26 protein-coding genes are annotated in these 25,361 nt (G+C 59.6%); 9 read left to right on the forward strand and 17 right to left on the reverse strand.

Annotated elements, in window-relative coordinates; genetic code table 11:
• Nucleotides 1-341: 341 nt before the first annotated feature.
• The gene (locus ACJ8OK_RS17210; protein WP_033632221.1) at nt 342-2,600 is read right to left on the reverse strand and encodes a molybdopterin guanine dinucleotide-containing S/N-oxide reductase; all 2,259 of its coding nucleotides are present in this window, start codon (nt 2,598-2,600) and stop codon (nt 342-344) included.
• 220 nt (nt 2,601-2,820) lie between these two features.
• Between ACJ8OK_RS17210 and galR the strand changes: the two genes are divergently transcribed.
• The 3 genes from galR (at nt 2,821) to ACJ8OK_RS17225 (ending at nt 4,652) form a co-directional block, all read left to right on the forward strand.
• Entirely contained in the window at nt 2,821-3,840 is a 1,020-nt protein-coding gene (galR, locus tag ACJ8OK_RS17215) for an HTH-type transcriptional regulator GalR (RefSeq protein WP_004931832.1), read from the forward strand.
• A gap of 159 nt (nt 3,841-3,999) precedes the next feature.
• Nucleotides 4,000-4,344 carry a type II toxin-antitoxin system RelE/ParE family toxin gene (locus ACJ8OK_RS17220; RefSeq protein ID WP_004931830.1) on the forward strand — a complete coding sequence of 115 codons (345 nt, stop codon included), beginning with the start codon at nt 4,000-4,002 and terminating at the stop codon, nt 4,342-4,344.
• Nucleotides 4,345-4,349: 5 nt separating this feature from the next.
• The gene (locus tag ACJ8OK_RS17225) at nt 4,350-4,652 is read left to right on the forward strand and encodes a helix-turn-helix domain-containing protein (protein ID WP_004931828.1); all 303 of its coding nucleotides are present in this window, start codon (nt 4,350-4,352) and stop codon (nt 4,650-4,652) included.
• A 27-nt stretch (nt 4,653-4,679) separates the two neighbouring features.
• Here ACJ8OK_RS17225 and lysA read toward each other — a convergent pair whose 3' ends face one another.
• Nucleotides 4,680-5,942 carry a diaminopimelate decarboxylase gene (gene lysA, locus ACJ8OK_RS17230; protein ID WP_235363286.1) on the reverse strand — a complete coding sequence of 421 codons (1,263 nt, stop codon included), beginning with the start codon at nt 5,940-5,942 and terminating at the stop codon, nt 4,680-4,682.
• Nucleotides 5,943-6,075: 133 nt separating this feature from the next.
• Here lysA and ACJ8OK_RS17235 point away from each other — a divergent pair, with 133 nt between their 5' ends.
• Entirely contained in the window at nt 6,076-6,999 is a 924-nt protein-coding gene (locus ACJ8OK_RS17235; RefSeq protein WP_082997419.1) for a LysR family transcriptional regulator, read from the forward strand.
• 27 nt (nt 7,000-7,026) lie between these two features.
• On the opposite strand, the gene ACJ8OK_RS17240 is transcribed toward ACJ8OK_RS17235, so the two are convergent.
• Nucleotides 7,027-7,935 (reverse strand): LysR family transcriptional regulator, encoded by a 909-nt coding sequence (locus ACJ8OK_RS17240; protein WP_015378928.1) that lies wholly within the window; start codon nt 7,933-7,935, stop codon nt 7,027-7,029.
• Between the two features lie 108 nt (nt 7,936-8,043).
• Between ACJ8OK_RS17240 and ACJ8OK_RS17245 the strand changes: the two genes are divergently transcribed.
• Entirely contained in the window at nt 8,044-8,928 is an 885-nt protein-coding gene (locus ACJ8OK_RS17245; RefSeq protein ID WP_004931820.1) for an MBL fold metallo-hydrolase, read from the forward strand.
• A 74-nt stretch (nt 8,929-9,002) separates the two neighbouring features.
• On the forward strand, nt 9,003-9,650 hold the full coding sequence (locus ACJ8OK_RS17250; RefSeq protein ID WP_082997420.1) for a DsbA family protein: 648 nt from the start codon (nt 9,003-9,005) through the stop codon (nt 9,648-9,650).
• A 28-nt stretch (nt 9,651-9,678) separates the two neighbouring features.
• Here ACJ8OK_RS17250 and ACJ8OK_RS17255 read toward each other — a convergent pair whose 3' ends face one another.
• Nucleotides 9,679-10,386, reverse strand: coding sequence for a hypothetical protein (locus ACJ8OK_RS17255; protein WP_033632218.1), 708 nt, complete (start codon nt 10,384-10,386; stop codon nt 9,679-9,681).
• Between the two features lie 205 nt (nt 10,387-10,591).
• Between ACJ8OK_RS17255 and ACJ8OK_RS17260 the strand changes: the two genes are divergently transcribed.
• A complete protein-coding gene (locus ACJ8OK_RS17260) occupies nt 10,592-12,319 on the forward strand; it encodes an ABC transporter ATP-binding protein/permease (protein WP_048324781.1) in 1,728 nt (575 codons plus the stop codon).
• A gap of 36 nt (nt 12,320-12,355) precedes the next feature.
• On the opposite strand, the gene agaF is transcribed toward ACJ8OK_RS17260, so the two are convergent.
• From agaF to agaR, 6 genes are read right to left on the reverse strand one after another with little or no spacing between them, the layout of a single operon-like run.
• A complete protein-coding gene (agaF, locus tag ACJ8OK_RS17265) occupies nt 12,356-12,790 on the reverse strand; it encodes a PTS galactosamine/N-acetylgalactosamine transporter subunit IIA (protein ID WP_033632216.1) in 435 nt (144 codons plus the stop codon).
• A gap of 10 nt (nt 12,791-12,800) precedes the next feature.
• Nucleotides 12,801-13,694 (reverse strand): PTS system mannose/fructose/sorbose family transporter subunit IID, encoded by an 894-nt coding sequence (locus tag ACJ8OK_RS17270; RefSeq protein WP_033632215.1) that lies wholly within the window; start codon nt 13,692-13,694, stop codon nt 12,801-12,803.
• Entirely contained in the window at nt 13,684-14,463 is a 780-nt protein-coding gene (gene agaW, locus ACJ8OK_RS17275) for a PTS N-acetylgalactosamine transporter subunit IIC (RefSeq protein WP_033632214.1), read from the reverse strand. Before agaW ends, ACJ8OK_RS17270 begins: the two co-directional genes overlap by 11 nt.
• A 14-nt stretch (nt 14,464-14,477) precedes the next feature.
• Nucleotides 14,478-14,954 carry a PTS N-acetylgalactosamine transporter subunit IIB gene (gene agaV, locus ACJ8OK_RS17280; protein ID WP_004931808.1) on the reverse strand — a complete coding sequence of 159 codons (477 nt, stop codon included), beginning with the start codon at nt 14,952-14,954 and terminating at the stop codon, nt 14,478-14,480.
• Nucleotide 14,955: 1 nt separating this feature from the next.
• Nucleotides 14,956-16,239: a D-tagatose-bisphosphate aldolase, class II, non-catalytic subunit gene (locus ACJ8OK_RS17285; protein WP_085058845.1), complete on the reverse strand. Its 1,284-nt coding sequence runs from the start codon at nt 16,237-16,239 to the stop codon at nt 14,956-14,958.
• A 23-nt stretch (nt 16,240-16,262) separates the two neighbouring features.
• Entirely contained in the window at nt 16,263-17,036 is a 774-nt protein-coding gene (agaR, locus tag ACJ8OK_RS17290) for a transcriptional repressor AgaR (protein ID WP_004931804.1), read from the reverse strand.
• Nucleotides 17,037-17,539: 503 nt separating this feature from the next.
• Here agaR and ACJ8OK_RS17295 point away from each other — a divergent pair.
• Nucleotides 17,540-18,760, forward strand: coding sequence for a CynX/NimT family MFS transporter (locus tag ACJ8OK_RS17295; protein ID WP_085058846.1), 1,221 nt, complete (start codon nt 17,540-17,542; stop codon nt 18,758-18,760).
• Here the strand turns inward: ACJ8OK_RS17295 and ACJ8OK_RS17300 are convergent.
• The 3 genes from ACJ8OK_RS17300 to ACJ8OK_RS17310 all read right to left on the reverse strand — a co-directional run bounded on the left by ACJ8OK_RS17300 (nt 18,753) and on the right by ACJ8OK_RS17310 (nt 21,098).
• Complete coding sequence (locus ACJ8OK_RS17300) at nt 18,753-18,920, reverse strand: hypothetical protein (protein WP_021505683.1); 168 nt, start codon at nt 18,918-18,920, stop codon at nt 18,753-18,755. The two genes, ACJ8OK_RS17295 and ACJ8OK_RS17300, sit on opposite strands and share 8 nt — an antisense overlap.
• 23 nt (nt 18,921-18,943) lie before the next feature.
• Complete coding sequence (locus ACJ8OK_RS17305) at nt 18,944-19,057, reverse strand: YmiA family putative membrane protein (RefSeq protein ID WP_049232362.1); 114 nt, start codon at nt 19,055-19,057, stop codon at nt 18,944-18,946.
• A gap of 388 nt (nt 19,058-19,445) precedes the next feature.
• Nucleotides 19,446-21,098, reverse strand: a complete 1,653-nt coding sequence (locus ACJ8OK_RS17310) for a multidrug ABC transporter permease/ATP-binding protein (protein ID WP_033633588.1) — start codon at nt 21,096-21,098, stop codon at nt 19,446-19,448.
• A 363-nt stretch (nt 21,099-21,461) separates the two neighbouring features.
• Here ACJ8OK_RS17310 and ACJ8OK_RS17315 point away from each other — a divergent pair, with 363 nt between their 5' ends.
• Nucleotides 21,462-22,013, forward strand: a complete 552-nt coding sequence (locus tag ACJ8OK_RS17315) for a tyrosine-type DNA invertase (protein WP_033632210.1) — start codon at nt 21,462-21,464, stop codon at nt 22,011-22,013.
• Between the two features lie 221 nt (nt 22,014-22,234).
• Here the strand turns inward: ACJ8OK_RS17315 and ACJ8OK_RS17320 are convergent, their stop codons facing one another.
• From ACJ8OK_RS17320 to ACJ8OK_RS17335, 4 genes are all read right to left on the reverse strand, one after another.
• Nucleotides 22,235-22,918, reverse strand: coding sequence for a response regulator transcription factor (locus tag ACJ8OK_RS17320; protein WP_033632209.1), 684 nt, complete (start codon nt 22,916-22,918; stop codon nt 22,235-22,237).
• A gap of 45 nt (nt 22,919-22,963) precedes the next feature.
• Nucleotides 22,964-23,659 carry a response regulator transcription factor gene (locus tag ACJ8OK_RS17325; protein WP_033632208.1) on the reverse strand — a complete coding sequence of 232 codons (696 nt, stop codon included), beginning with the start codon at nt 23,657-23,659 and terminating at the stop codon, nt 22,964-22,966.
• A 51-nt stretch (nt 23,660-23,710) separates the two neighbouring features.
• Nucleotides 23,711-24,238: a fimbrial protein gene (locus ACJ8OK_RS17330; protein ID WP_033632207.1), complete on the reverse strand. Its 528-nt coding sequence runs from the start codon at nt 24,236-24,238 to the stop codon at nt 23,711-23,713.
• Nucleotides 24,239-24,299: 61 nt separating this feature from the next.
• Complete coding sequence (locus ACJ8OK_RS17335) at nt 24,300-25,358, reverse strand: fimbrial protein (protein WP_280597672.1); 1,059 nt, start codon at nt 25,356-25,358, stop codon at nt 24,300-24,302.
• Nucleotides 25,359-25,361 lie beyond the last annotated feature (3 nt).

Genomic DNA, 25,361 nt, shown 5'->3' on the forward strand with positions numbered 1-25,361 from the left:
CCTTCTCCCTTGACCATGGAGGCGTAAATCGTTGTAGGGAAAAGAATACTATATGGCAGGCAAAAAAAAACCTACGCATCCGCGTAGGTTGGTGCAATTGAAAATGGCTTCAACATACAGAGTATGCTGATTTCTCACCAATCAATACCTCTGGGATCACCTACTCTAGAGAGATGGCGTGCAGGAAACTACCGCCGAATCGCAAGAGTTCTGCTCCAAATGCAACCAGCTGTAAATTTCCCGCGATCTGCTGTAATAACTCAATGAAACTTAAACCTTCCCGCAGCAACGAAAATAAATATAACAACGACGAGCCAGTGACCCAGTCGTGAAATCTTCACTCATCGTGCGCTGACCTCGACCAGGCAGCTCATGGCGTTCGGCCCCTGCGTCAGCGGCGAGGTGCCGATATCCAGCGTCAGCACGTTCGGGTTGCCCGCCTGCTCGAGCGGCCGGCGCTGCGCGTCGAAACCCGGCTCGAACCAGGCGCCGGTCGCCATCAGCACCACGCCGCGCGTCACACCATCGGTGAGCGATACCCCCGCCAGACAGCTGCCGCGCGCATTGCTGACCAGCACTTCGGCGCCGTCCGCCACGCCGCGCGGCGCCGCATCGTCCGGATGCATATACAGGGTTTCGCGCCCGGCGGTCTTGTTGCCCTGCGCCAGCGGCGCCGGATCCATCTGGCTATGCAGGCGATCGCTCGGTTGAATGGAGATAAGGTGTAGCGGCCAGTTTTTGGCCTGCGGCGCACCCAGCCACTCCACCGGCGGCCGCCACTGCGGATGTGGAGCGAAATCTTCGTAGCGATAGCCGGCGATCCGCTCGCTGAACAATTCGATCTTGCCGCTGGGCGTTTGCAGCGGGTTAACCTGGGGATCGGCGCGAAACGCGTCAAAAAATACAAACTCTTTGGCCGGCGCGGGCAGCTCGACATAGCCCCGTTGCCAGAACGCCTCAAACTCGGGCCAGGCGACGCCGGCGCGCTGCTGCGCCGCGCCGCATTGCCGATAGATAGCTTCGATCCAGGCGCGCTCATCGCGGTTTTCGGTAAAGCGCTCGCGATAACCGAGACGCTCGGCCAGATCGGCGAAGATATCGAAATCGTTGCGCGCCTGATGCTGCGGCGCAATGGCCTGATGCATCGCCAGCACGTAGCGATCGCGCGACGAGCCGCCGATGTCGTTGCGCTCCAGCGAACTGGTGACCGGCAACACGATATCCGCCATTTTGGCTGCCGCCGTCCACCAGATATCTTGGACGATCACCGTATCCGGCTTCTGCCAACCTTCCACCAGTCGGTTCAACTGCTGATGGTGATGGAACGGGTTGCCGCCGGCCCAGTGCACCAGATGGATATCCGGATAATGCCGCGTCTCGCCGCAAAATTGATAGGCCTCACCGGGGTGCAGCAGCATGTCGCAGATGCGCGCCACCGGGATCGCCAGCCCGGCCGGGTTATCCCCTACTGGCATGGTCGGCGCGGGGGTATCCACGCGCGGATTGCCGACGCCATTCATTGAGCCGTGGCCGAACGAGAAACCGCCGCCCGGCAGCCCCACCTGGCCCAGCATCGCCGATAGCGCGATCATCATCCAATACGGTTGCTCCCCCCGATGCGCGCGTTGCACGGAGTAGGAACAGGTGATGAAACTGCGCACGCCGATCAGTTGCCGCGCCAGCAGCGCGATGCGCGCCGCCGGAATGCCGGTGATGGCGCTGGCCCAGGCCGGCGTTTTCGCCACGCCGTCGCTCACGCCGTTCAGGTAATCCGCCAACTGTTGATAGCCCACGCAGTGGCTGTGCAGGAAGGCTTCATCCTGCGCGCCCAGCCGCTGGATTTCGTAAGCCAGCGCCAGCATCAGCGCCACGTCGGTATTCGGCCGGATCGGGATCCATTCCGCATTGACGAACTCGGGGCAATCATCGCGCATCGGGCTGATGTTGACCACCGGCGTACCCTTGCGCGCCAGCTTTTGCAGCCAGGGCTTGAGCGCATGTTCCGCCGCGCCGCCGGAAGAGACCTGAGCGTTTTTCAGCGCCAACCCGCCAAACGCCACAAACAGCTCGCAATGCTCCACCACGCTCGGCCAACTGGTGACGCGCCCGGTCAACGGCGAGAAAGTGCCGATCACATACGGCAGAAAGAACTGCGCCGCGCCCCAGCTGTAGTTGCCCTGCTGATCGACCCCGCCGCCGCCGCTGAAATAGAATCGCCGCACCAGCGAGCGGGCATGGTGCAGCCGCCCGGCCGACGACCAGCCATAAGAGCCGGTAAACAATCCGGAGGCGCCGTAGCGCTCGCGCACCCGGCGATTCTCCTGCGCCACCAAATCGAGCGCCAATTCCCAGTCCACCTCGACGAAATCTTCCCTGCCGCGCAGCGTACGGTCGCTGCCCTCGCGCTTTTGCAGCCACGAGCGGCGCACCGCCGGCTTGCGAATGCGTTTGTCGGAGTAGACCATCGGGACGATGGAATCGAGCAGCGGCGAAGGGTCGGGATCGTCGACGAAGGGTTCACAACGGATAAGCCGGCCGTCTTCAACCACGGCGGTATAAGCGCCCCAATGGGCGAGCTGCGGATAGCGTTTAATGGACATGGCATTCTCGGCGCAAATCGGAATGCACAGACGTTACCTCAGCCCGCCGCCGGTGCCAACGTACAAATTGCGCTATCGTTCGGTAGCAGTTGGTTATGCGTACAGACTCGAAGAGATTCTGCAACGGCCGCCACAAGTTGCGCACGAGACCGCTTGCAGCCCCGGTTTTTTTCCGCAAAACTGGGGGATGTAAGCGATTACCCAGGATGTGTTGACTGATATGGCTACGATAAAGGATGTTGCCAGGCTGGCGGGGGTTTCCGTGGCCACGGTATCCCGCGTGATAAACAATTCCCCCAAGGCCAGCGAAGGGTCGCGCACCGCGGTGCAGGCCGCGATGGAACAGCTGCAGTATCACCCTAACGCCAACGCACGAGCGCTGGCGCAGCAATCCACCGAGACGCTGGGGCTGATCGTCTCCGACGTTTCCGATCCCTTCTTCGGCGCGATGGTCAAAGCGGTCGAGCAGGTGGCCTACGCCACCCACAATTTTCTGCTGATTGGCAACGGTTACCACGACGCCGAAAAAGAGCGTCAGGCGATTGAACAACTGGTGCGGCACCGCTGCGAAGCGCTGGTGGTGCACGCCAAAAGGCTGAGCGATCAGGAACTTTGCGGCTGGATGCAACAGATCCCGGGCATGGTGCTGATCAACCGCACGCTACCGGGGTTTGAAACGCGCTGCGTGGCGCTCGACGATCGCTACGGCGCCTGGCTGGCAACCCGACATCTGATCCAGCAAGGGCACCAGCGCATCGCCATCATCTGCTCCACCCACCAGATTTCCGACGCCACCGATCGTCTGCAGGGCTATCTCGACGCACTGCGGGAACACGGCATTGCGGTGGATGAAAAGCTGATCGCCTACGGCGAACCGGACGAGATCGGCGGCGAACAGGCGATGACCGAATTGCTCGGCCGCGGCCGTTCGTTCTCCGCCATTACCTGTTACAACGATCCGATGGCCGCCGGCGCGCTTTCGGTGCTGAGCGATAACAGCGTCGACGTACCGGGGGAAATTTCGCTGATCGGTTTCGACGACGTGCTGATTTCGCGCTATCTTCGGCCGCGCCTGACCACCATTCGCTACCCGATCGTGGCGATGGCGACCCAGGCGGCGGAGCTGGCGCTGGCGCTGGCCAACCGGCAACCGCTGCCGGAAATCACCAACATGTTCAGCCCGACGCTGGTGCGCCGCCACTCGGTCGCCACCCTCAATAACGCGCACGAACAGCCGTAATTCCCGCCGCCGCATGGGTGAGCCGTCACCCATGCGCTCAGATTGCGCAGCCCGCCGCATTTCCCGCTTTTGGATTTTTTCCGCTCCCAGCGTTCGTGCATATTGTTGGCACAATAACCTTTACACTATATAGCACAAACGCTATATTCGAAGCGCATCATGTGGCAAGTGGTGACCGTCGAACGGTTTGACGACTGGTTTTTAGCGCTGAACAACGCCCAGCAAACAAGCATCCTGGCGGCGATCTACAAATTGCAGACGTTCGGCCCGCAATTGGCGCGGCCGCATGCCGATACGCTGCATTTTTCCGACGCGGTCCGACAGTTGAAGGAGCTGCGCATTCAACATCGCGGGCGCCCTTTCAGGGTGTTTTTCGCCTTTGATCCACAGCGGCAAGCGGTATTGCTGTGCGGCGGCGATAAAACCGGCGACAAACGCTTTTACCAGCGCATGTTGCCCATCGCCGCCATGGAGTTTTCACATTATCTGGCAACCCGGAGGTAGTGCAGATGGCCAAACCTTTATCCCAACTGATCGATAAACTCGATCCCGCCGTCGTTGCCGCCGCCAGGCAAAAAGCGGACCAGGAGATTTTCGAGCTGCGGCTGGCGATGCTGAGGGAAGAGTTGGCGGTTTCTCAGGTTGAATTGGCGAAGCGGCTCGGCATCAGCCAACCCTCCGTCGCCAATTTGGAAAAGCGCGGCAGCGAAATCAAGCTGTCATCGCTCAAACGCTATATCGAGGCGATGGGCGGCACGCTGTCGCTGGATGTGCAATTGCCCAATGGCCAGCACCGCCGCATGACGCTGTGAAGCGGGCGCAAGGCGCCCGCCCGCTGATCAGATAAGTTCCAGCGCGATCAGTTCTTCGATGGTTTGGCGGCGGCGGATCAAACGCGGCTCGCCGTTTTCGAACAGCACTTCAGGCAACAGCGGACGGCTGTTGTAGTTGGAGGACATCGATGCGCCGTAGGCGCCGGTGTCGTGGAACACCAGATAATCGCCGATCTGCACCGGCGGCAGCTCGCGGGTTTCCACGCCGCCGCCCGCCTGCTGGGTGAACACGTCGCCGGATTCGCACAGCGGCCCGGCGATCACCGTTTCGCGCAGCGCTTTCCCCGAGGTATCGCGCCCATCGGCCGGCAACAGCGAAATATGGTGGTAACTGCCGTACATTGCCGGACGCATCAGATCGTTAAAACCGGCGTCCACCAGCACGAAGTGGCGGCTGCCCATGTCTTTTACCGCCCGCACTTCGGCCACCAAGACGCCCGCTTCCGCCATCAGGAAACGCCCGGGTTCAATCTCCAACTGCACCGGATGCCCCAGATGCGCGGCGATGCGTTCACGCGCCCGATTCCACAAACCGAAATAGTGTTCGGTATCGATCGCCTCTTCGCCGTACAGATACGGGATAGACAGGCCGCCGCCGGCGGAAATGGCGCTGATGTCATGACCGAGATCGATCACTTGCTGCACCATCGCATCGCAGACCCGCTCCAGATGCTGATAATCGACCCCGGAACCGATGTGCATATGCACGCCGATCAGTTGCAGGCCATAGCGGCGAATTTTCTCCACCGCCTGCGGCAGGTCGGCATACCAGATGCCGTGCTTGCTGTTCTCGCCGCCGGTGTTGGTTTTCTGGCTGTGGCCGTGGCCAAACCCCGGGTTAATGCGCAGCCACACCGGATGCCCTGCGGAAACCTGGCCGAGCTGATCCAGCATGTCGATGGAACCGGCGTTAACCGGGATCTTCAATTCGCTGACGCGCGCCAGCGTGGCGTGATCCAACACATCCGCGGTAAACACGATCTCGCTCGGTTCGCCTCCTGGCTGAAAACCGGCCTGCAGCGCCCGTTCGATCTCGCCCAGCGACACCGAATCCACCTTCACGCCCTGCTCGCGCATCAAGCGCAAAATATGAATGTTCGAACAGGCCTTCTGCGCGAAACGAATGGTGTCGAAGTGGCGCAGCTGAGCGATGCGCTGGCTGATGATGTCCGCATCATAGGCCCAGACCGGGCAACCGAAACGCTGCGGCAAGGCCAGCAGATTAGCGGCGTTCAACGCGGTGGAGGTGTCGTGCAACGGGCGTGGCATGGCGATATTCCCAATTCGAAAATGACGGCAGATAAAGCCATAGTGCCGCACGCTGAATCGAGTGGAAAATATCTATTTAGCCGTAGTCTATTCATTTATGATATGGCTTTCTCTACAGTCGAGCGGCCTCGCCATGCACAGTATCTCTTTGCGGCAGATAGAAATCTTTCGGGCGGTGATGACCACCGGCAACCTGACCGAGGCGGCAGCCCTGCTGCAAACCTCGCAACCGACCGTCAGCCGCGAGCTGGCGCGCTTTGAAAAGCTGATTCGGCTGCAGTTGTTCGACCGGGTGCGTGGGCGTTTGTCCCCCACCGTGCAAGGGTTACGGTTGTTCGAAGAGGTACAGCGCTCCTATTACGGCCTCGATCGCATCGTCAACGCCGCCGCCGGCATCCGCCAGTTTCAACAGGCGCAGCTGTCGATCGTGTGCCTACCGGTATTCTCCCAATCGCTGCTGCCGGCGGTGTGCCAGCCCTTTATCGAACGTTATCCGGAAGTCAGCTTCAGCGTGATCCCGCAAGAGTCGCCGCTGCTGGAAGAGTGGCTGTCTGCCCAGCGCCACGATCTCGGGCTGACGGAAACCACCCTCACGCCGGCGGGCACCGAACGGGTGACGCTGATGACGTTGAACGAAGTGTGCGTGTTGCCGACGGGCCACCCGCTGCTGGTAAAAGACCAGCTGACGCCGCAGGACTTCGCCGGGCAGAACTTTATCAGCCTGTCGAGCACCGACAGCTATCGTCACTTGCTGGATGCGCTGTTCGGCGAACAGGGCGTCGAGCGCCGCATGGTGATGGAAACGCACAGTGCGGCGTCGGTGTGCGCCATGGTGAGAGCCGGCGTGGGGGTGTCGATCGTCAACCCGCTGACGGCGCTCGACTATGCCGGCAGCGGCGTGCACGTGCGGCCGTTCAGCATCGACGTGCCGTTCACCGTCAGCCTGATCCGGCCGCTGCACCGCCCTTCATCGGCGCTGGTCACGGCCTTTATCGACCATCTGCATCAGCAGGCGGCACGCTTCTCCGCCCGGCTGGTCGCCGCTGTCAGGCGCTGAAAGCGGCCAGGGAATATTGCCGGGACCTTAGCGCAGCGTCGCCTGCCACTGCGGATCGGTGGCGAACCACTCCACCAGAAAGTCCAGCATGGTGCGCAAGGTGGCGGGCATCTGGCGACGCGAGGTGTAGATGCCGTAGATGCCCATCGACTGCGGCCGATAATCCGGCAACAATTCGACCAGTTCGCCGCTGGCCAGCAGCGGGGCAGCCGAATAATAGGGCTGCATGGAAATGCCCGCGCCCTGCACCGTGCCGGCCATCAACACCACCGACTCGTTGGCGCTCAGGTTGCCGCTGACCGCCACCGCCGATTTCACCCCCTGAGCGTCGAAGTGCCACAGGCTTTTGCCGAAATAGGAGTAGGTCAGGCAGTTGTGCAACGCCAGATCCTGCGGTTGGCGCGGGGTACCGTGTGCCGCCAGATACGCCGGCGCGGCGCACACCACCGATGCACAGGTGGACAGCGGACGGGCGATCAGGTTGGGATCCAGCTCGTTGGTGATGCGCAGCGCCAGATCGATGCGCTCTTCCACCAGGTTCACCGCCCGGTTGTTCATCTGCAGATCGACCGCCACCTGCGGGTGACGCTTCAGATACTGAGCGACCGCCCCCACCAGCGCCGTTTGCCCGAGCGACTGCGAACAGGTAATGCGCAGCAGGCCGCGCAGTTCGTCGCTCTGCCCTTCCTCCACCAGATCGATTTCCCCCGCCAGCGCCAGCATTTGTCGGCAACGTTCCAGAGTACGCTCACCGGCGTCGGTCAGACTAAGCTTACGGGTAGTGCGGTGCAGTAAACGCGCGCCGGCCCATTGCTCCATCTGCGCCAGGTAGCGCGTCACCATCGCGCGCGACATCTCCAACGTTTCCGCGGCGGCGATCATGCTGCCGCGATCGACGATGGTGACAAAAACTTCAGCGGCGGTAATGCGATCCATGATTAGTCCGATTTATGCAACGAATAATTGCTTATTATCCGGTTTTTCTATCGCTTTATGCAACCTAACATCGTTACAACATTAACCGATACCTAAGGATCTCTGCCCATGTTTAAGAAATCACTATTAACTCTGGCCTTCACCGGCGTCGCCACCCTGAGCACCTACGCCACCGCTGCCGATACCCTGACCATGGAAGTGTATAACCCGGGCGAGAAAAGCGTGTTCCCGGTGTCTTCCGAAATCGTCAGCGGCCAACACGAAGTGGCGCTGATTGACGCTCAGTTCCAGCGTAACGATGCCGAAGAGCTGGTGAAAAAGATCAAGGCGACCGGCAAGAAGCTGACCACCGTTTATATCAGCCACTCAGACCCGGATTTCTATTTCGGTCTGGACGTGATTAAGGCGGCCTTCCCGGAGGCGAAAATCATCGCTTCGCCTGGCACCATCAAGGACATCAACGCCACCAAAGACGGCAAAGTCGCCTATTGGGGCCCGATCCTGAAAGACAACGCGCCGAAAACCGTGATCGTGCCGCAGCCGCTGCAGGGCGACAGCTTCACCATCGACGGCCAGAAAGTGGAAGTGAAAGGCCTGAACGGCCCGACCCCCGATCGCACCTTCGTCTGGATCCCGGCGCTGAAAGCGGTCGTGGGCGGCGTCGCGGTCGCCGGTGACAATATCCATCCGTGGATCGCCGACAACCAGACCGTGGAATCGCGCCAGCACTGGCAGCAGACGCTGAAAAACATCGAAGCGCTGAAGCCGCAGGTCGTCGTGCCGGGCCACTTCCTGCCGGGTGCCGCACAGACGCTGGCATCGGTGCACTTTACCCAGAAATACCTGACCACGCTGGAAGCCGAACTGCCGAAGGCCAAGGATTCCGCCGCGCTGATTGAAGCGATGAAAAAACACTACCCGACGCTGAAAGACGAATCGAGCCTGGAACTGAGCGCGAAAGTGCTGAAAGGCGAGATGAAGTGGCCGCAATAAGCGCCCCTGCGTGATTGAGCCAGCCCTGGCGCCGCGGCGAGCTGCCGCGCGCCAAGCGAGGAGTAAAAGTAAAGATGACCGAAACCACTCTGCATTACATTTTCGATCCGCTGTGTGGCTGGTGCTATGGCGCCGCGCCGCTGGTGAAAGCGGCTCAGAGCCTCCCCGGGCTGAAGATCGTGCCGCACGCCGGCGGCATGATGACCGGTAACAACCGCCGCCAAATCACCGATGAATGGCGCAACTACGTCATTCCACACGACAAACGCATCGCCGAGATGACGGGACAGCCTTTTGGCGAAGCCTATTTCAACGGCCTGCTGCGTGACACGACGGCGGTGATGGATTCCGAGCCATCAATTACCGCTATCCTGGCCGCAGAAAAGCTGGCGGGACGCGGGCTGGATATGTTGCACCGCATTCAGCAGGCACACTATAAGGAAGGCCGGCGCATCGCCGACACACCGGTGCTGGAGGCGTTGGCGAAAGAGCTGGGGTTGCCTTCGGCGGCGTTTATCGCCGAAATGCGTTTCAACAGCGGTGCGCCGACCGCGCAACACATCGCGGAAAGCCGGGCGTTGCTGGCCAAAGTGCAAGGCCAGGGCTTCCCGACCTTTGCGCTGCAGGATAGTGATGGCCGCCTGCATCTGCTGCCAGCCGGCAACTATCTGGGTAATGTGGAAGCCTGGAAAAACCTGCTGGGCGCCGCCGCGCTGGCGTAACCCTTCTCGCCCCGGTTGTCGGGGCGGGTCATTCGACCCGCACGAATCGCCCTTCCGCCCGCACGTTGTGACCGAACCCGCAATCCCCCCGCGTATGCATCTCCAGCGCCTGCTCGCCAAACGCCATCGTCACGTCGCAGACCTGCGCGCTGTCCGACTCGTGCTGGTGGTAGACGGCCTTGCCGTGTGCGATCGGCAGCTCGGCGGAGAAGTCCCCCATGTTCGGACCGTAATACAGCCCCATCTGCGGCATGGCGTAGCCGGAAAAATCGATCAACCAGCGCTCGCCCTGCGGCTTCACCACCACTTCGCTCCACACACCGCGCCCGGCGTATTGCCAATATACGCCGCCCGGCCCCTGCGGCTGCGGCCGCTGCGCCAGCCGTTGGCGCAACAGGCTCAGGTTGTGCTGCGATTTGTCATCGTGCGGCGCCAGCGCCAGATAGGCCTGCGCCTTGAGCAATTCGCCGGCGTGCATCAGCGACAGCGCCACGTTGTTGTAAGCCGTGGCGACCGCCTGCTCGCTCAAGCCGCAAAACTCGCTCCAGGCCGCCTGATCGCGAAAGATGTCGGCGGCTTTGGCGTAATCCTGCCGCTGATAGGCCTTTTTTCCCAGTTCGGCGTAGCTCGCCACCTTTTGGCAGTCGGCGGCGATGTCCGGCTCGTCAATGTGCGCCCAGGCCCGGGCGCTGGCGAAGACGCCGCAGGTCAGCAACAGGGGAAACCAAGCCTTCATCGTTTATCCTTTCTGCAAAAATTCGGCGCCAGTATAACCGCCCGGCGCCAGAGTGTATGCCGCAATTGCGCCCGCCAGCGTGCCGCTGGCGATTCAGCCGCCTTATTTCAAACGGTTAGCGGAGTCAAAACTGCTTACAGTCGCGGTTTGTTTGTTACCGGCCCGCAGCCCATGCTGAACAAAATACCGCAATTATCGAGCCGTTATGAACGCAACCCCCTTGCAGAAACACGCCGTGTGGCAGCTGATCAAACCCTTTTGGGTGTCTGAGGAGCGATGGCGCGCCTGGGCGATGCTGATCGCCATCGTCATCCTGTCGCTCGGTCTGGTCTATATCAGCGTGCAGATCAACCAGTGGAACCAGGTGTTCTACGATGCGTTGCAGAACAAAAACTACCCGGTGTTCAAGGCGCAGCTGTGGCGCTTCACCTATCTGGCGCTGATCTTCATCGTGCTGGCGGTCTACAAGATCTACCTGACTCAGGGGCTGCAGATGCGCTGGCGGCGCTGGATGACGGAAAAGTTCATGGGAAAATGGCTGGCGCACCAGGCGTATTACCATACCGAGCAGCAGCAGATCGTCGATAACCCCGACCAGCGTATCGCCGAAGATCTCAACGTATTGACCCAATATACCCTGTCACTGTCGCTCGGGCTGCTCTCCAGCCTGGTGACGCTGTTTTCCTTCATCGACATTTTATGGCACGTCAGCGGGCCGATGACCTTCGCGCTCGGTCAACACGCCATCACCTTGCCCGGCTATATGGTGTGGTTCGCGCTGCTGTATGCGGTGCTGGGATCGCTGCTGATCTGGTGGGTCGGCAAACCGCTGGTCATGCTGGGCTTTAACCAGGAGCGGTATGAGGCGAACTTCCGTTTCGGCCTGATCCGCATCCGCGAAAACAACGACGCCATTGCGCTATACCACGGCGAACCGCGCGAGGCGCAACAGTTGGGTGGCCGTTTCGACACCATTCGCAGCAACTGGTGGGCGATCATGCGCATCACCCGGCGGCTGAACATCGCCACCAACTTCTACGGCCAGTTCGCCATCGTGTTTCCCCTGCTGGTGGCGGCGCCGCGCTACTTCTCCGGCGCCATTCAGATGGGCGGCCTGATGCAGATCGCCTCGGCCTTCGGCCAGGTGCAGGGTGCGCTGTCGTGGTTTATCGACGCGTTTAACGACTTGGCGACCTGGAAAGCCTGCGTTAACCGTTTGGCCGGCTTCAACGCCGCCGTCGATCAGGTTCACCATCAGCCGCGCGGCATTCAGTTGCGGGAAGAGAGCGCCCATCCGTTGACGCTGGATAACCTCAGCCTGAACTTGCCCGACGGCCAACCGCTGCTGGCCGGCGCCGAGATGACGCTGCAACGCGGCGATCGCCTGCTGATCGTCGGCCCTTCCGGCTGCGGCAAGTCGACGCTGCTGCGGGCCATCGCCGGTATCTGGCCTTACGGCGCGGGCGCCATCGGGGTGGCGGCCAACGCCAACACGCTGTTCCTGCCCCAACGCAGCTACATTCCGATCGGCACGCTGCGCGAGGCGCTGAGCTACCCGAGCCTGGCGTCAGAATACAGCGACGAACAGTTGATGCGGGTGCTGGAAAACTGCCGTCTGAAACACCTGCAGCGCTGGCTGGATACCTCCGCCAACTGGAGCCATCGCCTGTCGCCGGGTGAGCAACAGCGGCTGGCGTTCGCCCGCGCCCTGTTGATTCGCCCGAACCTCCTGTTCCTCGACGAAGCCACCAGCGCGCTGGACGACGAAACCGAGCAACTGATGTACTGCCTGCTGGTGGATGAACTGCCGGACATGACGCTGATCAGCGTAGCGCACCGCAACAGCGTGGCGAAGTACCACCAGACCTGCTGGCGCTTCAACCGCGGCGAAGACCAACCGGCGCGCCTGGCGCTGAGCCCGTTGCCGGCATAACTCACGCAGCCGGGCGCAGGCGCGCCCGGTTTTCGTTCAGATGCCATCGGCCTGCGCGTCTTCGCACTTCACCCGGCGGCGTTCATGCCACAGGCTGGTCAGCCCGCGTTTACCGCACGCCAAAGCCATCTCGCGAAATTCATCCAGGCTCAGCCCATCGCGCTCCAGCATCATTTCCGCCGCCAACTGCATGTTGACACCGGTCAGCACTTCACAATCCCCCTGCGCATCCGCCAGCTCGCAGGCGCTGCGAAACGGCGAACCGCCGAGCATATCGGTCAGGAACACCACGCCGTCCGGCTGCGCCACCGCCGCCAGCGCCGAGCGTAGGGCGTCGTTGAGCTGCGCGGTGCTCATCTGTTCGGGGAAATCGACCGCCGCGCAGTGCGGCTGCGGCCCCACCACCTGTTCCACCGCCTGCAACAGCCCGGTGGCAAAGCCGCCGTGGCCGGTAATCACAATGCCTGGCATAGCCCGCTCCTCACAGAATACCGATAAATTTGCCCGCCACGCCGATGACTACGGTGACGCCAATCAGCTTCACCGGCGAGAATCCGCGCTTCATCAGGAAGAAAATGAGCAGCGTGAAACACAGCGGCAACAAGTTGGGCATCAGCTTGTCCAGCACGTCGGTCTGCAGCGCCACGCTGGCCTTGCCGGCATGCATCACCAGCGGCGTGGATAGATGCACATACGAGGCCACCAGCGCGCCGATCACCGTCATGCCGACAATGGAGGCGGCGTGCGAAATGCGCCGGGTGTGGGTCTTCAGCAGCGCCAGCGCGCTGGTGCCGGCCTGGTAGCCGTAGTGCGCCAGCCCAAAACGCAGGCCGAAATGGAACAGGTTGAACAGCAACAGGAAGACGATCGGCCCGAACAGGCTGCCCTCCAATGCCAGCGAAGCGCCTATGCCGGCGCAGATCGGCAACAGCGTCAGCCAAAACAGCGCGTCGCCGATGCCGCCGAGCGGCCCCATCAGCGCCACTTTCACCGCGCGAATGGTGGAGATCTTCTCCTTGTTCTGCTCCATCGCCAGCACCAGGCCGGACAGGAAGGTGACGTCGAACGGGTGCACGTTGATAAATTCCATGTGCATCTTCATCGAGTTGGCCAGATCCTGCGGGTTGCGATGGATCTTGCGCAGCGCGGGGATCAGTTGATACAGCCAGCCGCCCGCCTGCATGCGCTCGTAGTTGAACGACGCCTGTAGCAGCAGCGAACGCCAGGCCATGCGGTTGATGTCGCCGCGCGTCAGCGCTTCGGCGGGCTGACTGTCCAGATAATCGTCCTGTTCCACCTGGCTGGTGGCCAGCGCCTGCGCCATGCGCTGCTCGGCCTTTTGCGCCAGCAGATCGTCGGAATCGTTAAATGCCATCTTCGGCGTCCTCCTGCGGAGCGGGCCGGGCGGTTGCCTCTGTCGCGCCGCGTTGCGTGTTGAAGAAGTCGATCAGAGCGATCGCCAGAGCCCCAAGCGCCACCGCCAGGATCGGCAGCTTGAGAAACGTGACCGAGATGAAACCGAGGATAAAATAGGCCACGTAGGTTTTTTTCATCATCACTTTCATCAGCAGCGAGAAACCGATCGCCGGCATCATGCCGCCCGCCACCGCCAGCCCGTCCAGCAGCCAGCCCGGCGCCTTCTGCACCATGGCGCTGGCCGCATCGGCGCCGAAGTAAATCGGCAGGAACGCCACCACGAAATAGAAGATGAACAGAATGCTGATGCCCAGGTAATTCACCCGTTCGATGCCGCGCCAGTTCAGCGCTTTCACCATGCGATCGCAGCGGTGCATCATCGGTGAAAACAACGTAAACAGCAGCGTGATGCAGCCCTGCACCGCGATCGAGAAAGGCACCGCCACGCCGATCGCCACTTTAGGATCGGCCTTGGTCAGAATGGCGAACGCGGTGCCGATCACCCCGCCGATCACCACGTTCGGCGGTTGGGCGCCCGCCAGCGGCACCATCCCCATCCACACCAGCTCCAGCGTGCCGCCCACCAGCAACCCGGTGTAGACATCGCCCAAAATCAGCCCCACCAGCGGCCCCATCACCACTGGCCGGTGGAAGTGGGTCAGACCGTCGAACAGGTCAACACCCGCCAACCCCGCCAACAGCGCAATCAATAACGCATCCGTCAACATGCTTTCCCCCTGGCTCAAAAGAGCAGTTTGCCGATCGCCTCGCCCGCTTCATCAGGCACCCGACGCACTTCGCACTCCACGCCCAGTTCAGCCAGCGCGCGGAACGCGGCCACGTCGCCGTCGTCCAGCGACACCGTTTTGTGCACCTGCCGCTTTCCCTCGGCGAAGTGCATATTGCCGACGTTGACGAAACGGATCGGCACCCCGCCGCGCACCAGCGTCAACACGTCCTGCGGCGTTTTGCACACCAGAAAGATCTTCTGCCGATCCGCCGCCTTGTGGATCACGTCAATGGTTTTCTGCAGCGTGAAATAACGGGTCTGCACCCCTTCCGCCACCACCATGTCCATCAGGTTCTGCTGCACCGGATCGGCGGCGGCCTCGTCGTTGGCCACCACCACCAGGTTGGCGCCAAGGGTGTTGGTCCAGGTCACGCCCACCTGGCCATGTACCAGGCGATTGTCGATGCGGGTCATTAAAATGTTCGGCATATCAGCGGCCCTCCGGATAGCAGGCGGCGTGGTAATCGTCGAGCACCTGCGTCACTTTGTGCAGCACCCACTCCTGCGGATCGGCGCTCAATTCACCGGCGTTCAGCGCCCGCGCCTGATCCGGCAGGTACTGGCTGAGCAGCGCCAGCGGCGCCGGGCTGCGGCGCAGGTTGTCCAGCAAACCGTCGACCGCCTGCTGCACCTGCGGCTGCGGCCAGTAGTAACGCACCCGATCGCTCAGGCTGTAGTGGCGATCGAGGTACTGTTGGTGCGGCGTGCCGTGGTAATAGCGGCTCCACTGCTGCGGCTGCTCGCGCATCACCTGCTCCAGCGTGGCGCACAGCTGCGCCGACTGGCGTTCCCCCAGCCATTCGCGCTCGATGCGATCGAGAGCGAACAGCGCTTCGCGCAGCGCAAAGGTCAGCGCCGGCCCCACCTTCAGGATGGCGAAATGATCGCGCACCAGTTGGCGGTAGGCCTGCGGCGGCTGATAGTCCGTGGAGTGCGCTTCATAGATCATGCCCGGCTGCCGTTCAATGAAATGGCTCAATGCGTCGGCGCGCTGTGGCTGGTAGTGCTCAACGCTGTGGTGATCGAACTCGACGCCCGGCTGCACCACCAGCGCGATAGTTCGCTGCCAGGCATCGTTCAGCTCGGCCTTTTGCCAGGCGATACGGTGTGTTTCCAGCGTTTGCGCCACCGCCTGCGGCGTGGTGACCTGCAGACCCGCCAGCGCCTCCTGCGCGCCGCCCGGCACCGGCACTTCGGTGCCGATCACATAGACCGGCGCTTCACCGCCGCTCTGCGCCCAGGCGCGTTCCGCTACCGCGCACAAACGCGCCGCCCGCTCGGCAACCGTGGCATCCCCCAGAGGCGAGGGATCATCGGCGCACGACATGGAACAATCGAGGTGAATTTTGCGAAATCCGGCGCGAACGTAATCGTCTATCAAGGTTTCCGCCAGCGCCATCGCTTCCTGAGCCGGGCGATCTTGCCAAGCGTTGGGCCCCAGATGATCGCCGCCCAGCCACACGCGCTCGCGCGCCAGGCCCACCTCATCCGCCAGACGCCACAGCGCATCGCGGAACTGGGTCGCCGTTTGGCCGGTATAGCCGCCGAACTGATTGACCTGATTGGACGTCGCCTCCACCAACACCGGCGTGCCACGCGCTTTGGCCTGCCGCAGCGCGGCCTTCAGAACCCAGGGATGGGCGGAACAGACGGAAAAGATCCCGACCGGCATACCGGCCTTGTGCTGCTCGATAAGCTGTAACAACTGCTGCATGAAGCCCCCATGCAGGCGCCGTGCTACCGATCGGCGATGATGACCTCAACGCCCAGCTCGGTTAACGCCCGCTCGTAATCGTCCGGAAGACGGCTGTCGGTGATCAGCCGATGGATTTGTCCGGCTTCGCGAATCATGCAAAAGCTTTTGCGACCGAATTTGCTGGCATCCGCCACCGCGATAATCTCGCGCGCCACCTCGCACATCACGCGATTGAGGTGCGCTTCACCGGGGTGAGGCGTGGTGATGCCGGCGCTCAGATCGAACCCGTCGACGCCCAAAAACAGTTTGTCGAAGCGGTACTGACGCAATTGCTGCTCGGCAGCCGGACCGTAGAGCGAGTAAGAGTTGCGGCGCACGCTGCCCCCCAGCACCATGACTTCCACCCCGTCGTTTCCCGAAAGCTCGTAGGCAATGTTCAGCGCATTGGTCATCACCACCAGATCGCGCCGCCCCTTCAGGAACGGCACGATCTGCGCGGTGGTTGAACCGGAATCGAGGATCAGCGCATCGCCGTCGCGCACATAGCCGGCCGCCGCGTTGGCGATCAGCGTTTTGACGTCGCGATTCAACCGCCCTTTGTCCCGCAGCGGCCGATCGAAAGCGAATTGCTGATTGAGCATCGCGCCGCCGTAAGCGCGCAGCGCACACCCTTTTCGTTCCAGAAAGCGCAGATCGTTGCGGATCGTCACCGTAGATACCGCAAACTGTTTGCTGAGCTGCTCCACGCGCACGCTGCCGTGCTCGCATAACAGATCGATAATGTGTTCACGTCGCTTTGCGGTATTCACTGGCATGAGCTGCGGTCCTCAGGTTTCCGGCATCGCCGGGGAGAAGATGGCTTTCGCTCTACTGCGCTGGCATTACAGCAAAGCGAAAGCAATGAAATTGTGATCGGGCTTACAGCCCCGTTTTAGCAAAAAAACCGCCAAAAAACCTTTCGAATCGAAACGGATCGAAAAGCCTAAAAGCGGAAGGGGGGAAAAGTGAAATGCCATGACGGGCGATACCCCCCGGAGCGCTGAGGCGTGGGCTGCACGGAAAGCGAAAGCGGCGCATGGTGCGCCCCGCGCCATGACTTTTAGTTCACTCAGTGACCAGGATCACATAATGGCAATTATCCGTCGGCCGACGGGGATTAACCGCCACCATCCCGCCGGGCCGTACCCTTGTCAGCACGAGACATCTTCCCTACACTGGCGAACGGATACCGTCGATTTTCGGTACGTAAGCGTTAACGTCAATCAACGCATCACGCCATGCAGCACTGATTGACTGCATGCCCTGGTGCGAGGAACCCATGCCGCAACCCGCTTCACCCCCAGCGTCCACCGTGACCCCGCGTCGCCGGTTACACCGCCCTATTCTGCTGATCGTCGGCATTATGCTGATCGCGGCCAATTTGCGCGCCGCCCTGACCAGCGTCGGCCCGCTGCTGGAGCAGATCCAGCAACAGCTGGCGTTGTCCGCCACCGCCGCCGGCCTGATCAATTCGCTGCCGCTGATCCTGTTCGCCATCCTCTCGCCATTGACCCCGGCGCTGGCGAAACGCATCGGTATCGAGCGTACCCTGGGCCTCGCCCTCGCGCTGCTGATCTGCGGCATCGCCCTGCGCTCCCTGCCGCAAGACGCCATGCTATGGCCGGGCAGCATCCTGATCGGCGCCGCCATCGCCTTCGCCAACGTGGTGCTGCCGACGCTGGTGAAAAGAGATTTCCCACATCGCGCCGCCGCGATGATCGCCGCCTATGCGGCGGTGATGTCGCTGGTTGCCGCCATCGCTTCCGGTTTGGCCGTGCCACTGGCTTCGCTGGCCGACCTTGGCTGGCGGTTCTCCTTGTTATGCTGGGGCTTGCCTGCGCTGTTGGCGCTGCTGGTGTGGTTGCCGCAGCTGCGGCGCTCCGCCACACCCGCCGCTAAAGAACCGCAGCCGACGGAGCCGCAACGCTATCGCTCTCCCTGGGGCAGCGCGCTGGGTTGGCAAGTGGCGATGTTCATGGGGCTGCAATCGATCGCCTTCTACACCATCATCGGCTGGTTCAGCGCTTTTGCCGCCATCCACGGCACCTCCGCTCAGCAGGCGGGTTTCGAACTGTTCGTTTACCAGGTGGTGGCGATCGTCGCCAACTTTGTCATGGTGGTGATTTTGCCGCGGGCGCGCGATCAGCGGGCGATAGCGTTGGGCAGCTCTCTGCTGATCTTCATCGGCGTCGGGGGATTATTGGTGCAACCCGCCAGTTCACTGGTGTGGCTGACGTTTGCCGGGTTGGGGGCGGGGAGCTCGCTGGTGCTGGCGCTGTCGTTCTTTGGATTGCGCAGTCAGCATCATCATCAGGCGACGCTGTTGTCGGGTATGGCGCAATCCGTCGGTTATCTGTTGGCGGCGCTGGGGCCCACCCTATTCGGCCTGCTGCACGATCTGACGGAAGGCTGGCGCTTGCCGTTGATCGCCCTGCTGGGCCTGACCGTCTTGCAAATGCTGTTCGGCGCGCTGGCCGGCCGCAGCCGCGTGATCAGCTAACGCTGCGGCGCAATGGGGGCCGCACGGGCTCAGAGTCGGTGTCCTGCCATAAATCATCAATAAAGGCGCGCTGCTCATCGCTCAGCACCCATGACGGCGGAATTTTGGACTGTGCGCGACGCTCAGCGCCCTCACGGTTTTTAGCCTGCTTTTTGTTCACGAATCGCCTTCCTGCTTAACCTGCTAACTCAGTAACCAGTAAATCACGGCGGCGGTTAACAGCCAGAACAGCCCGCTACCGATAAACACACACAGCCATGCTCTACGTTTGATATCCGATCCATCCTTGCTCACCACAGCGCCCTCAACCAATAGATTAAACCATTCAAATAACAATTATCGATCTGTTTTAACGATCGATAAAGTCGTTTTTTCCTATGGAAATTTAAAAAACAGCTGCTAGCCATAGACCTGCATCACCGCCTCAGTAAGAACGGCACCGTGGATATCACTGTTATCGGCAGGCGATAACTTGAATTGATAGGCGAACGAACGTGCAGTGTGCCATACCTTGAAAGGTCAAAATTAAACCACTGGTAAATAATTCAACTATCAATTACTTGACTGGTCATAAGCCAAATCGGCAACAGACAGCGCTGAAGGCGGGGGATAAAATGAAGCGACGCACTGGGATCATACGGAGAGAAGCACCGGCCCGCTTTGGTCTCGCTCGGGCCGGCGTGAGTTAACCGATTCTGCTGACGGAATCCCGGCTGGCGTGTTCACGCTCGCTGCCGGTCAGCTCACGTAAATGACCCGAGCGCATCTCAAGCAGCCGATCGGCATGTTCGAAATAGTGATCGTCATGGCTGATGGCAAACACCGTTTTGCCCAGCGCGCGCAGTTCTGGCAACAGCTCGCGATAGAAAATGCGCCGGAATTGCGGATCCTGATCCGCGGCCCATTCATCCAACAGCAAGATATCGCGCTGTTCCGCCACGGCCAGCAGCAAAGCCAGACGCTTGCGCTGCCCCTGCGACAGTTGCGGGTTGGTCACCCTGGCGCCGTCGAACTGCAGCTTGCTTTTCATATTCAACCGCTCGAGCCAGCCGGCGACCAGTTCCGCATCGGGTTCGCCGCCTTCCGGCCCTTGCAAACGATCGAACTGATGAAAATCGGTGAAAATCGCCGAAAACAGCCGACGATAGTCCGGCATATCCGCCGCGGTCTGCGCGACGCCATCCAGAACGATGTGCCCGCTTACCGGCCGGTACAACCCGGTCAACAGCATCGCCAGCGTTGACTTGCCGCTGCCGTTGCCGCCAATCAAAAAGATCAGCTCGCCACGCCGCAGCGTCAGATTAAGCGGCCCGACGGCAAAACCGGGTTGTTGCTCCGTATCGGCATAGTGAAAAACCACGTCGCGCAGCTCCAGCGTCTGCCAGGAACGGCCGGCGGCGGCAGGGAACGCCGGTTGGTACTCGGCCAGGCGCAGCGTCTTCAGCTTGTTGAAAGCGACTTCGGCGCTGACCAGCGTCGGAAACGCCCCGACCGCCTGCAGTAATGGCGTGCGCAAGAACAGCAGCGTCAGGGAATACGTGGCGGCCACCGCCGAGTTCGCCCATCCCAGGCTGTTAGCCATAAAGAACACCAGTCCGATCGCCCCCAACATCATGATATTTGACCAGTTGAGCGCACTCAGATGGAAGGTATCGGCGCGAATGATATGGTGGCGGTAAGCTTGCGCATCGGGTTGATAGGTCTGTTCGTACAGCGCCTGCGCTCGCTTGCGGTTTAACGTCAGTTCCTTGCGACCGTCAATCACCGATTCGTAATGATGATAGAGGCGCTCTTCCGACTCGCGCAAACTGGCCATATGGCGATAAACCCGCGAGACCAGGCAACCGCTGCCCACCACGGTGACGGCGACCCAAACCGCCGTCACCGCCAGCATTTTCGGTGATAGCCACCCCAGATAGGCCGCCGACCCCAGTGTTAAAATCACCCCTTGCACCAGTTCGGGCAAGCGCACGAAGGCGACGGTGATATTGCGGACATCGCTGGAGAGACTGGCCAACAATGAGGCGCTGCCTAACTGTTCAAGGCGTTCAATATCGGTATCCAGGATGCGCTTCACTAACTGCCCGCGCAGGCGGTAGACGAAGTAATGGCCCAATGTCGTCAGCGCCAATTGCGATCCCAGCGTGACCGCCATCAGCAATGCCAGCAGAGTGAGAAACATCGGCAGCACAGCCAATGCATCGCCGCCGGCGTCCATCAGGTATTGATTGATAAACGCAATGATACCGATACCCAAGCCGGCGCTGGTCATGGTCAATGCCATAACCGCCAGAAATGGCCAACGATACTGGTGATAAACCACCCGTAGCAGTTCCATGAAAAAACCTCTGAAGTCGCGATCTGGCAGGCATTGTAAGCGGCGCGAGAATGAGATCAAGACGAATTCTCATCACAGTTTATTGAGCACTGGTCGGGGAGAGGCGTTGCCGCCTGACGGCGGCCAATTCGCAGCATCGTTCGCTCTGGACGCTATATATTCGCCAATTAAATAAGCTGCTAAAGAAAATAGATCTATAAAATCAAAATTCATTCACTAAAAAAATAAAAAAAACAAAAAGATAAAATAAACCCATGAATTCAAAAATAAAATCATTTATTTCCTTTGCTGCCTATTATGTTCCAATGCTTTAATAAAACTTCATGATGGAAATCGCCAGTACCAGATACGCAGGAAAGGAAAATGAAAAAAAGGAAATTCCTTAGCCAGATTGAAATTGAACAACTGATTGCCGCCGTGCATGAGGGTAAAAATAGCATTCGAGATCGTTGTTTACTATTAATGTGCTTCATTCACGGCTTGCGGGTGAGCGAACTGCGATCATTACGCCTGCAAGATATTGATCTTGCCTCCCATCGGATCCATATATCTCGGCTAAAGAATGGTTTTTCCGTTCAGCACCCCATTCAGCCGCGAGAACGACAGGCGCTGTTAAACTGGCTGGCCCAGCGGGCGAACTATCCTGACGCCAATTCCCCATGGTTATTTCTGTCGCGCCACGGCGGGCAAATTTCACGTCAGCAACTGTATCGCCTAATGAGAATGTACGGTGAAATGGCCGGTATTAGCGTTCAGGTTCATCCTCACATGCTGCGACACTCCTGCGGTTACGCGCTTGCAGATAACGGGGTCGATACGCGCTTGATTCAGGATTATTTAGGGCACAAAAATATCCAGAATACGGTGATCTACACCGCAACCAATGTAGAGCGATTCCGCACGATCAGCATTTAATCTTACGATGGAAATAACGGTGCAGGCGCTCATCTTCTTTTAACATGCGCATCGAGTAAGGTAAAAAATATCGGATGGGAAAATGCAGCCCGGCACGCCAACAACGGTCTAATTCAGCACTATTCCAACGCCGAGCTGCTTTCATCCACCCGCCCAGGGGAACACTTGTTTGATTGTTTTTTCAACGCCTATGCTACCTGCTTATACCCTGTCATTAACGATTAAGTCCCCTTTGACCACTTCCCGCCAAATTGTCGCGTAATATTGCCGTGCAATGAAAACAGTTCGCTGTCATTCTTCACCTGCAGTTTGCGCATGGCGCTACATTTATGCGCGCTGATCGTCTTGATGCTGCGGCGTTGCAATTCGGCAATTTGCCGCAGGCTCATGCCGTTGAACAAAAAGGCCAACACATCAGTCTCGCAGCGAGTCAGCTTTCGGGTGAACACCTCATCTCCGCTAACCGAGGGTGCCAGAAAAGTCCCTATCTGTGGGCTCAACACTCGCTCCCCAAGCAAGACCCGATTAAAAAACTCCGCCACCAGCGGTAAAGCGTCATCTCTGGCGACGATGCTGACATTGGGCTGAGGCAACAATCGCCCTAACTCTTCTGCATTACGGCAACGGGTATAGGCAATCACCCGTAATTCGGGCAGTTGCGTGCACAGGGCCAGCAACGCTTCCCTGCCCTGAGCCACCGTTTCATCGTCACCGTCCAGTTCGGTAATCAGCACGTCGGCCTGCTGATAGACCACGCTATCCACCACGGCACGTACGCTGGTTTCCTTTACGACGACTTTTACCTGGGTTGGCAGCGTTTTTAAAAAACTGGCCAACCCTTCCAGCGTCAATGGACATCTGTCCATTAATGCTATGTTCAGCGGTTGCTGACGCCATAAATGCATAATCTACTCCTATGCTTGCTTACCCGAGAGGCATCGTACGCTTGCCTAGCGAACCAAGGATGAACCTTGCGCAGCCATCCATTTCCCCTGAAGATACAGTTCCCCATCGCTGTGAAACCCCAGCTTCAACATCGCATTGCGTTTATGGGTGCTGACGGTGCGGATATCACGGCACATTGTCAGCGCCACGCTGGTCACGCTCTTACCGGAAAACAGTTGGGTCAACACATCCAGTTCCTTCGCCGTCAGCGGCTTATCGGCGCCAGCCTCATGCAATTGACGTTGGCGTACCCGGTGGCTGAAGCTGCAACTGCCTGTCAGGACTTGCTGAACACAGTGGGTCAATGCAATAGCCGGTTCCTGCTTCAGCATCAGGCCGCGAATACCGGAAGCGATGAGCTGCCGCAACAGCCTCGGTTCATCCAATGCCGTACAAATGACAATCGCGGTGTCCGGCGAGTTTTCCCGCACCTCGGCGATCAGCTTGAATCCCTCCAATACCGACTCTGATTGACCACACAGCTCCATCACCAATAAGCGATGCACATGCTGAGTGAATAAGGTTCTCAATGCCACCAGGTTCGTCACCTGCCGAACGTTGTCGGGCTGCAGGCCGCAGGACTCAATCAAGCGATTTCTCATCCCCAACGCAGTGATAAGGCAGGGCTCCATGATGGCCACGGCCCCCGTCGTTGCCTTACCGGCCGCCAAAGTCGTTGCAGAAGAATAATTACTATTCATATCATCACCTTAAATCTGTCTTTAGCATTCCATTGAGGACGGTCTCTTTGCCTATTGATAGACAAAAGTGACTTGCAGAGCGCCGTCTATCGAACCTGGCGTCGAACCACCATGGGTGCTGTACGCCCGCGCCCGCAAATTGAATTTGGCTTCATGCGTCGCCTGGTTAACTGGCTGGGTCATGTTCTTGCCATTGCCCAGGTTTGCTCCCTGGTTGTTTTGCAATTCAATTTGTACCCGGCGAGCACTGCCGGTGCTTTTGTATAAGCTGGCGCTTTCCTCAGCGGCCGTCCCGCTGAAGGTCGCGACAACCGATGTGGTGGTGCTCGGGCAGTTTTTTAACGTCAGAGGGAATTCTACCCAGGGACTAAAAGCGCCGGACGTAGCCAGGGTCGCAGCGGAAATATCATTTCCCAAATTGACCGAAATCGTGCCGTTCGCGCCGTCGATTTCACAAGGTGCCGCTTTGATGTTGCCGGTAATCACTATTTTCGATACCGCGTGTACCATCGGGCTAGCCAAAAAAAACAGGCTGGCCAGCGCCAATGTGCAACCAAGACCGCCAAAAACCTTCTTCATCCTTTGCTCCTTCTCGTTAAACGCTGAGGCCTGCCCGGCCCACTACCGTTGAAATATCCGTTTATTGGATTTCTGCCTGAATGGTTGCCGTGGCATTGAACTGCCCTACTGAAGGAGCTTGCCCGGTGGTGTTGATCGGATATACGCTGATCCGTGAGCTGCCGCTCTGGTTGGGGTATTGGAAGTTATCGATCGGCAAGCGACCGCTCTGAGGCCGAATCACATTGCCCTGCATATCCTTAATCATTACGCCAATGTCGCGATTACTGGTCTTCAGCGCCTCGGGCATGCTGCCGTCCGCCTCACCGCGAAATGACAGACTGACCTTGACACCGGCAGAAATATTGCGGCAGGCCAGCGTCAACGTTCTCTCCTCTGGAGTAAAACCGGGCGGCATAGCACCCTTGGTTTGGATATTCGACGTCAAGATATCGCCAAAATCGACCGTGACCGTTTGCGGGCTGATTTCACAGCTCTGCGGCACGGTGACGGTGCCGCTCATTGATATCGTGGAAACCGGCACATCGCTTTTCACCCCACTCACCACGGAGACGTAGGTGTCCACCAGGCGAGTGCTGGGGATTGTGGTCACACCCACGAAAGGGCGGCGGAAATACAGATGAATTCGCCCATGAGCGCCACTGTTGTAGGGCGTGCTGGCACAGGATTCGTCATCACCATTCATATCGGTCTTAAAGTTAGACTCATTGGTGAACGGTGCGGCAATAAACTCATTGCGATACCCCGCCACGAAAACTTCACTGGCCACGCCCAGGTATTCATTCAATGCGTAGTACGTTAATCCCCCGTTGCTGAATACCGGCTCACTCAGCAGCATTTTGGCGGTGACATAAGACGCCGTACGCGCCTGACACTCGCACCTCACCCGATAAGAGCCGGACAGGTTCCAGTTACCGCCGTCAGCATTCCTAATAATCCGTCCCACTACGTTTTGCGACGGATCGGTTAAAACCGGGGAAAAAAGGAATGAAAACCCATGGGTCCCCGAAATAGGGACACACTGCCCGAAAGCCGCCTGCGCCAGTGGTGCGCCCAACGTTGCGCACGCCAATAGCCCGCCGACGATGATCCCTCGTTGAATCGATATTCCTGTCGCCATCAT

It is taken from the genome of Serratia sp. CY71090 (assembly GCF_052166845.1).
GTDB lineage: Bacteria > Pseudomonadota > Gammaproteobacteria > Enterobacterales > Enterobacteriaceae > Serratia > Serratia nematodiphila.

What these genes read in the sequence shown, in the direction of transcription:
- ACJ8OK_RS17210 (WP_033632221.1), bottom strand. Translation starts at nt 2,600, where the DNA reads ATGTCCATTAAACGCTATCCGCAGCTCGCCCATTGGGGCGCTTATACC.
- galR (WP_004931832.1), top strand. Translation starts at nt 2,821, where the DNA reads ATGGCTACGATAAAGGATGTTGCCAGGCTGGCGGGGGTTTCCGTGGCC.
- ACJ8OK_RS17220 (WP_004931830.1), top strand. Translation starts at nt 4,000, where the DNA reads ATGTGGCAAGTGGTGACCGTCGAACGGTTTGACGACTGGTTTTTAGCG.
- ACJ8OK_RS17225 (WP_004931828.1), top strand. Translation starts at nt 4,350, where the DNA reads ATGGCCAAACCTTTATCCCAACTGATCGATAAACTCGATCCCGCCGTC.
- lysA (WP_235363286.1), bottom strand. Translation starts at nt 5,942, where the DNA reads ATGCCACGCCCGTTGCACGACACCTCCACCGCGTTGAACGCCGCTAAT.
- ACJ8OK_RS17235 (WP_082997419.1), top strand. Translation starts at nt 6,076, where the DNA reads ATGCACAGTATCTCTTTGCGGCAGATAGAAATCTTTCGGGCGGTGATG.
- ACJ8OK_RS17240 (WP_015378928.1), bottom strand. Translation starts at nt 7,935, where the DNA reads ATGGATCGCATTACCGCCGCTGAAGTTTTTGTCACCATCGTCGATCGC.
- ACJ8OK_RS17245 (WP_004931820.1), top strand. Translation starts at nt 8,044, where the DNA reads ATGTTTAAGAAATCACTATTAACTCTGGCCTTCACCGGCGTCGCCACC.
- ACJ8OK_RS17250 (WP_082997420.1), top strand. Translation starts at nt 9,003, where the DNA reads ATGACCGAAACCACTCTGCATTACATTTTCGATCCGCTGTGTGGCTGG.
- ACJ8OK_RS17255 (WP_033632218.1), bottom strand. Translation starts at nt 10,386, where the DNA reads ATGAAGGCTTGGTTTCCCCTGTTGCTGACCTGCGGCGTCTTCGCCAGC.
- ACJ8OK_RS17260 (WP_048324781.1), top strand. Translation starts at nt 10,592, where the DNA reads ATGAACGCAACCCCCTTGCAGAAACACGCCGTGTGGCAGCTGATCAAA.
- agaF (WP_033632216.1), bottom strand. Translation starts at nt 12,790, where the DNA reads ATGCCAGGCATTGTGATTACCGGCCACGGCGGCTTTGCCACCGGGCTG.
- ACJ8OK_RS17270 (WP_033632215.1), bottom strand. Translation starts at nt 13,694, where the DNA reads ATGGCATTTAACGATTCCGACGATCTGCTGGCGCAAAAGGCCGAGCAG.
- agaW (WP_033632214.1), bottom strand. Translation starts at nt 14,463, where the DNA reads ATGTTGACGGATGCGTTATTGATTGCGCTGTTGGCGGGGTTGGCGGGT.
- agaV (WP_004931808.1), bottom strand. Translation starts at nt 14,954, where the DNA reads ATGCCGAACATTTTAATGACCCGCATCGACAATCGCCTGGTACATGGC.
- ACJ8OK_RS17285 (WP_085058845.1), bottom strand. Translation starts at nt 16,239, where the DNA reads ATGCAGCAGTTGTTACAGCTTATCGAGCAGCACAAGGCCGGTATGCCG.
- agaR (WP_004931804.1), bottom strand. Translation starts at nt 17,036, where the DNA reads ATGCCAGTGAATACCGCAAAGCGACGTGAACACATTATCGATCTGTTA.
- ACJ8OK_RS17295 (WP_085058846.1), top strand. Translation starts at nt 17,540, where the DNA reads ATGCCGCAACCCGCTTCACCCCCAGCGTCCACCGTGACCCCGCGTCGC.
- ACJ8OK_RS17310 (WP_033633588.1), bottom strand. Translation starts at nt 21,098, where the DNA reads ATGGAACTGCTACGGGTGGTTTATCACCAGTATCGTTGGCCATTTCTG.
- ACJ8OK_RS17315 (WP_033632210.1), top strand. Translation starts at nt 21,462, where the DNA reads ATGAAAAAAAGGAAATTCCTTAGCCAGATTGAAATTGAACAACTGATT.
- ACJ8OK_RS17320 (WP_033632209.1), bottom strand. Translation starts at nt 22,918, where the DNA reads ATGCATTTATGGCGTCAGCAACCGCTGAACATAGCATTAATGGACAGA.
- ACJ8OK_RS17325 (WP_033632208.1), bottom strand. Translation starts at nt 23,659, where the DNA reads ATGAATAGTAATTATTCTTCTGCAACGACTTTGGCGGCCGGTAAGGCA.
- ACJ8OK_RS17330 (WP_033632207.1), bottom strand. Translation starts at nt 24,238, where the DNA reads ATGAAGAAGGTTTTTGGCGGTCTTGGTTGCACATTGGCGCTGGCCAGC.
- ACJ8OK_RS17335 (WP_280597672.1), bottom strand. Translation starts at nt 25,358, where the DNA reads ATGGCGACAGGAATATCGATTCAACGAGGGATCATCGTCGGCGGGCTA.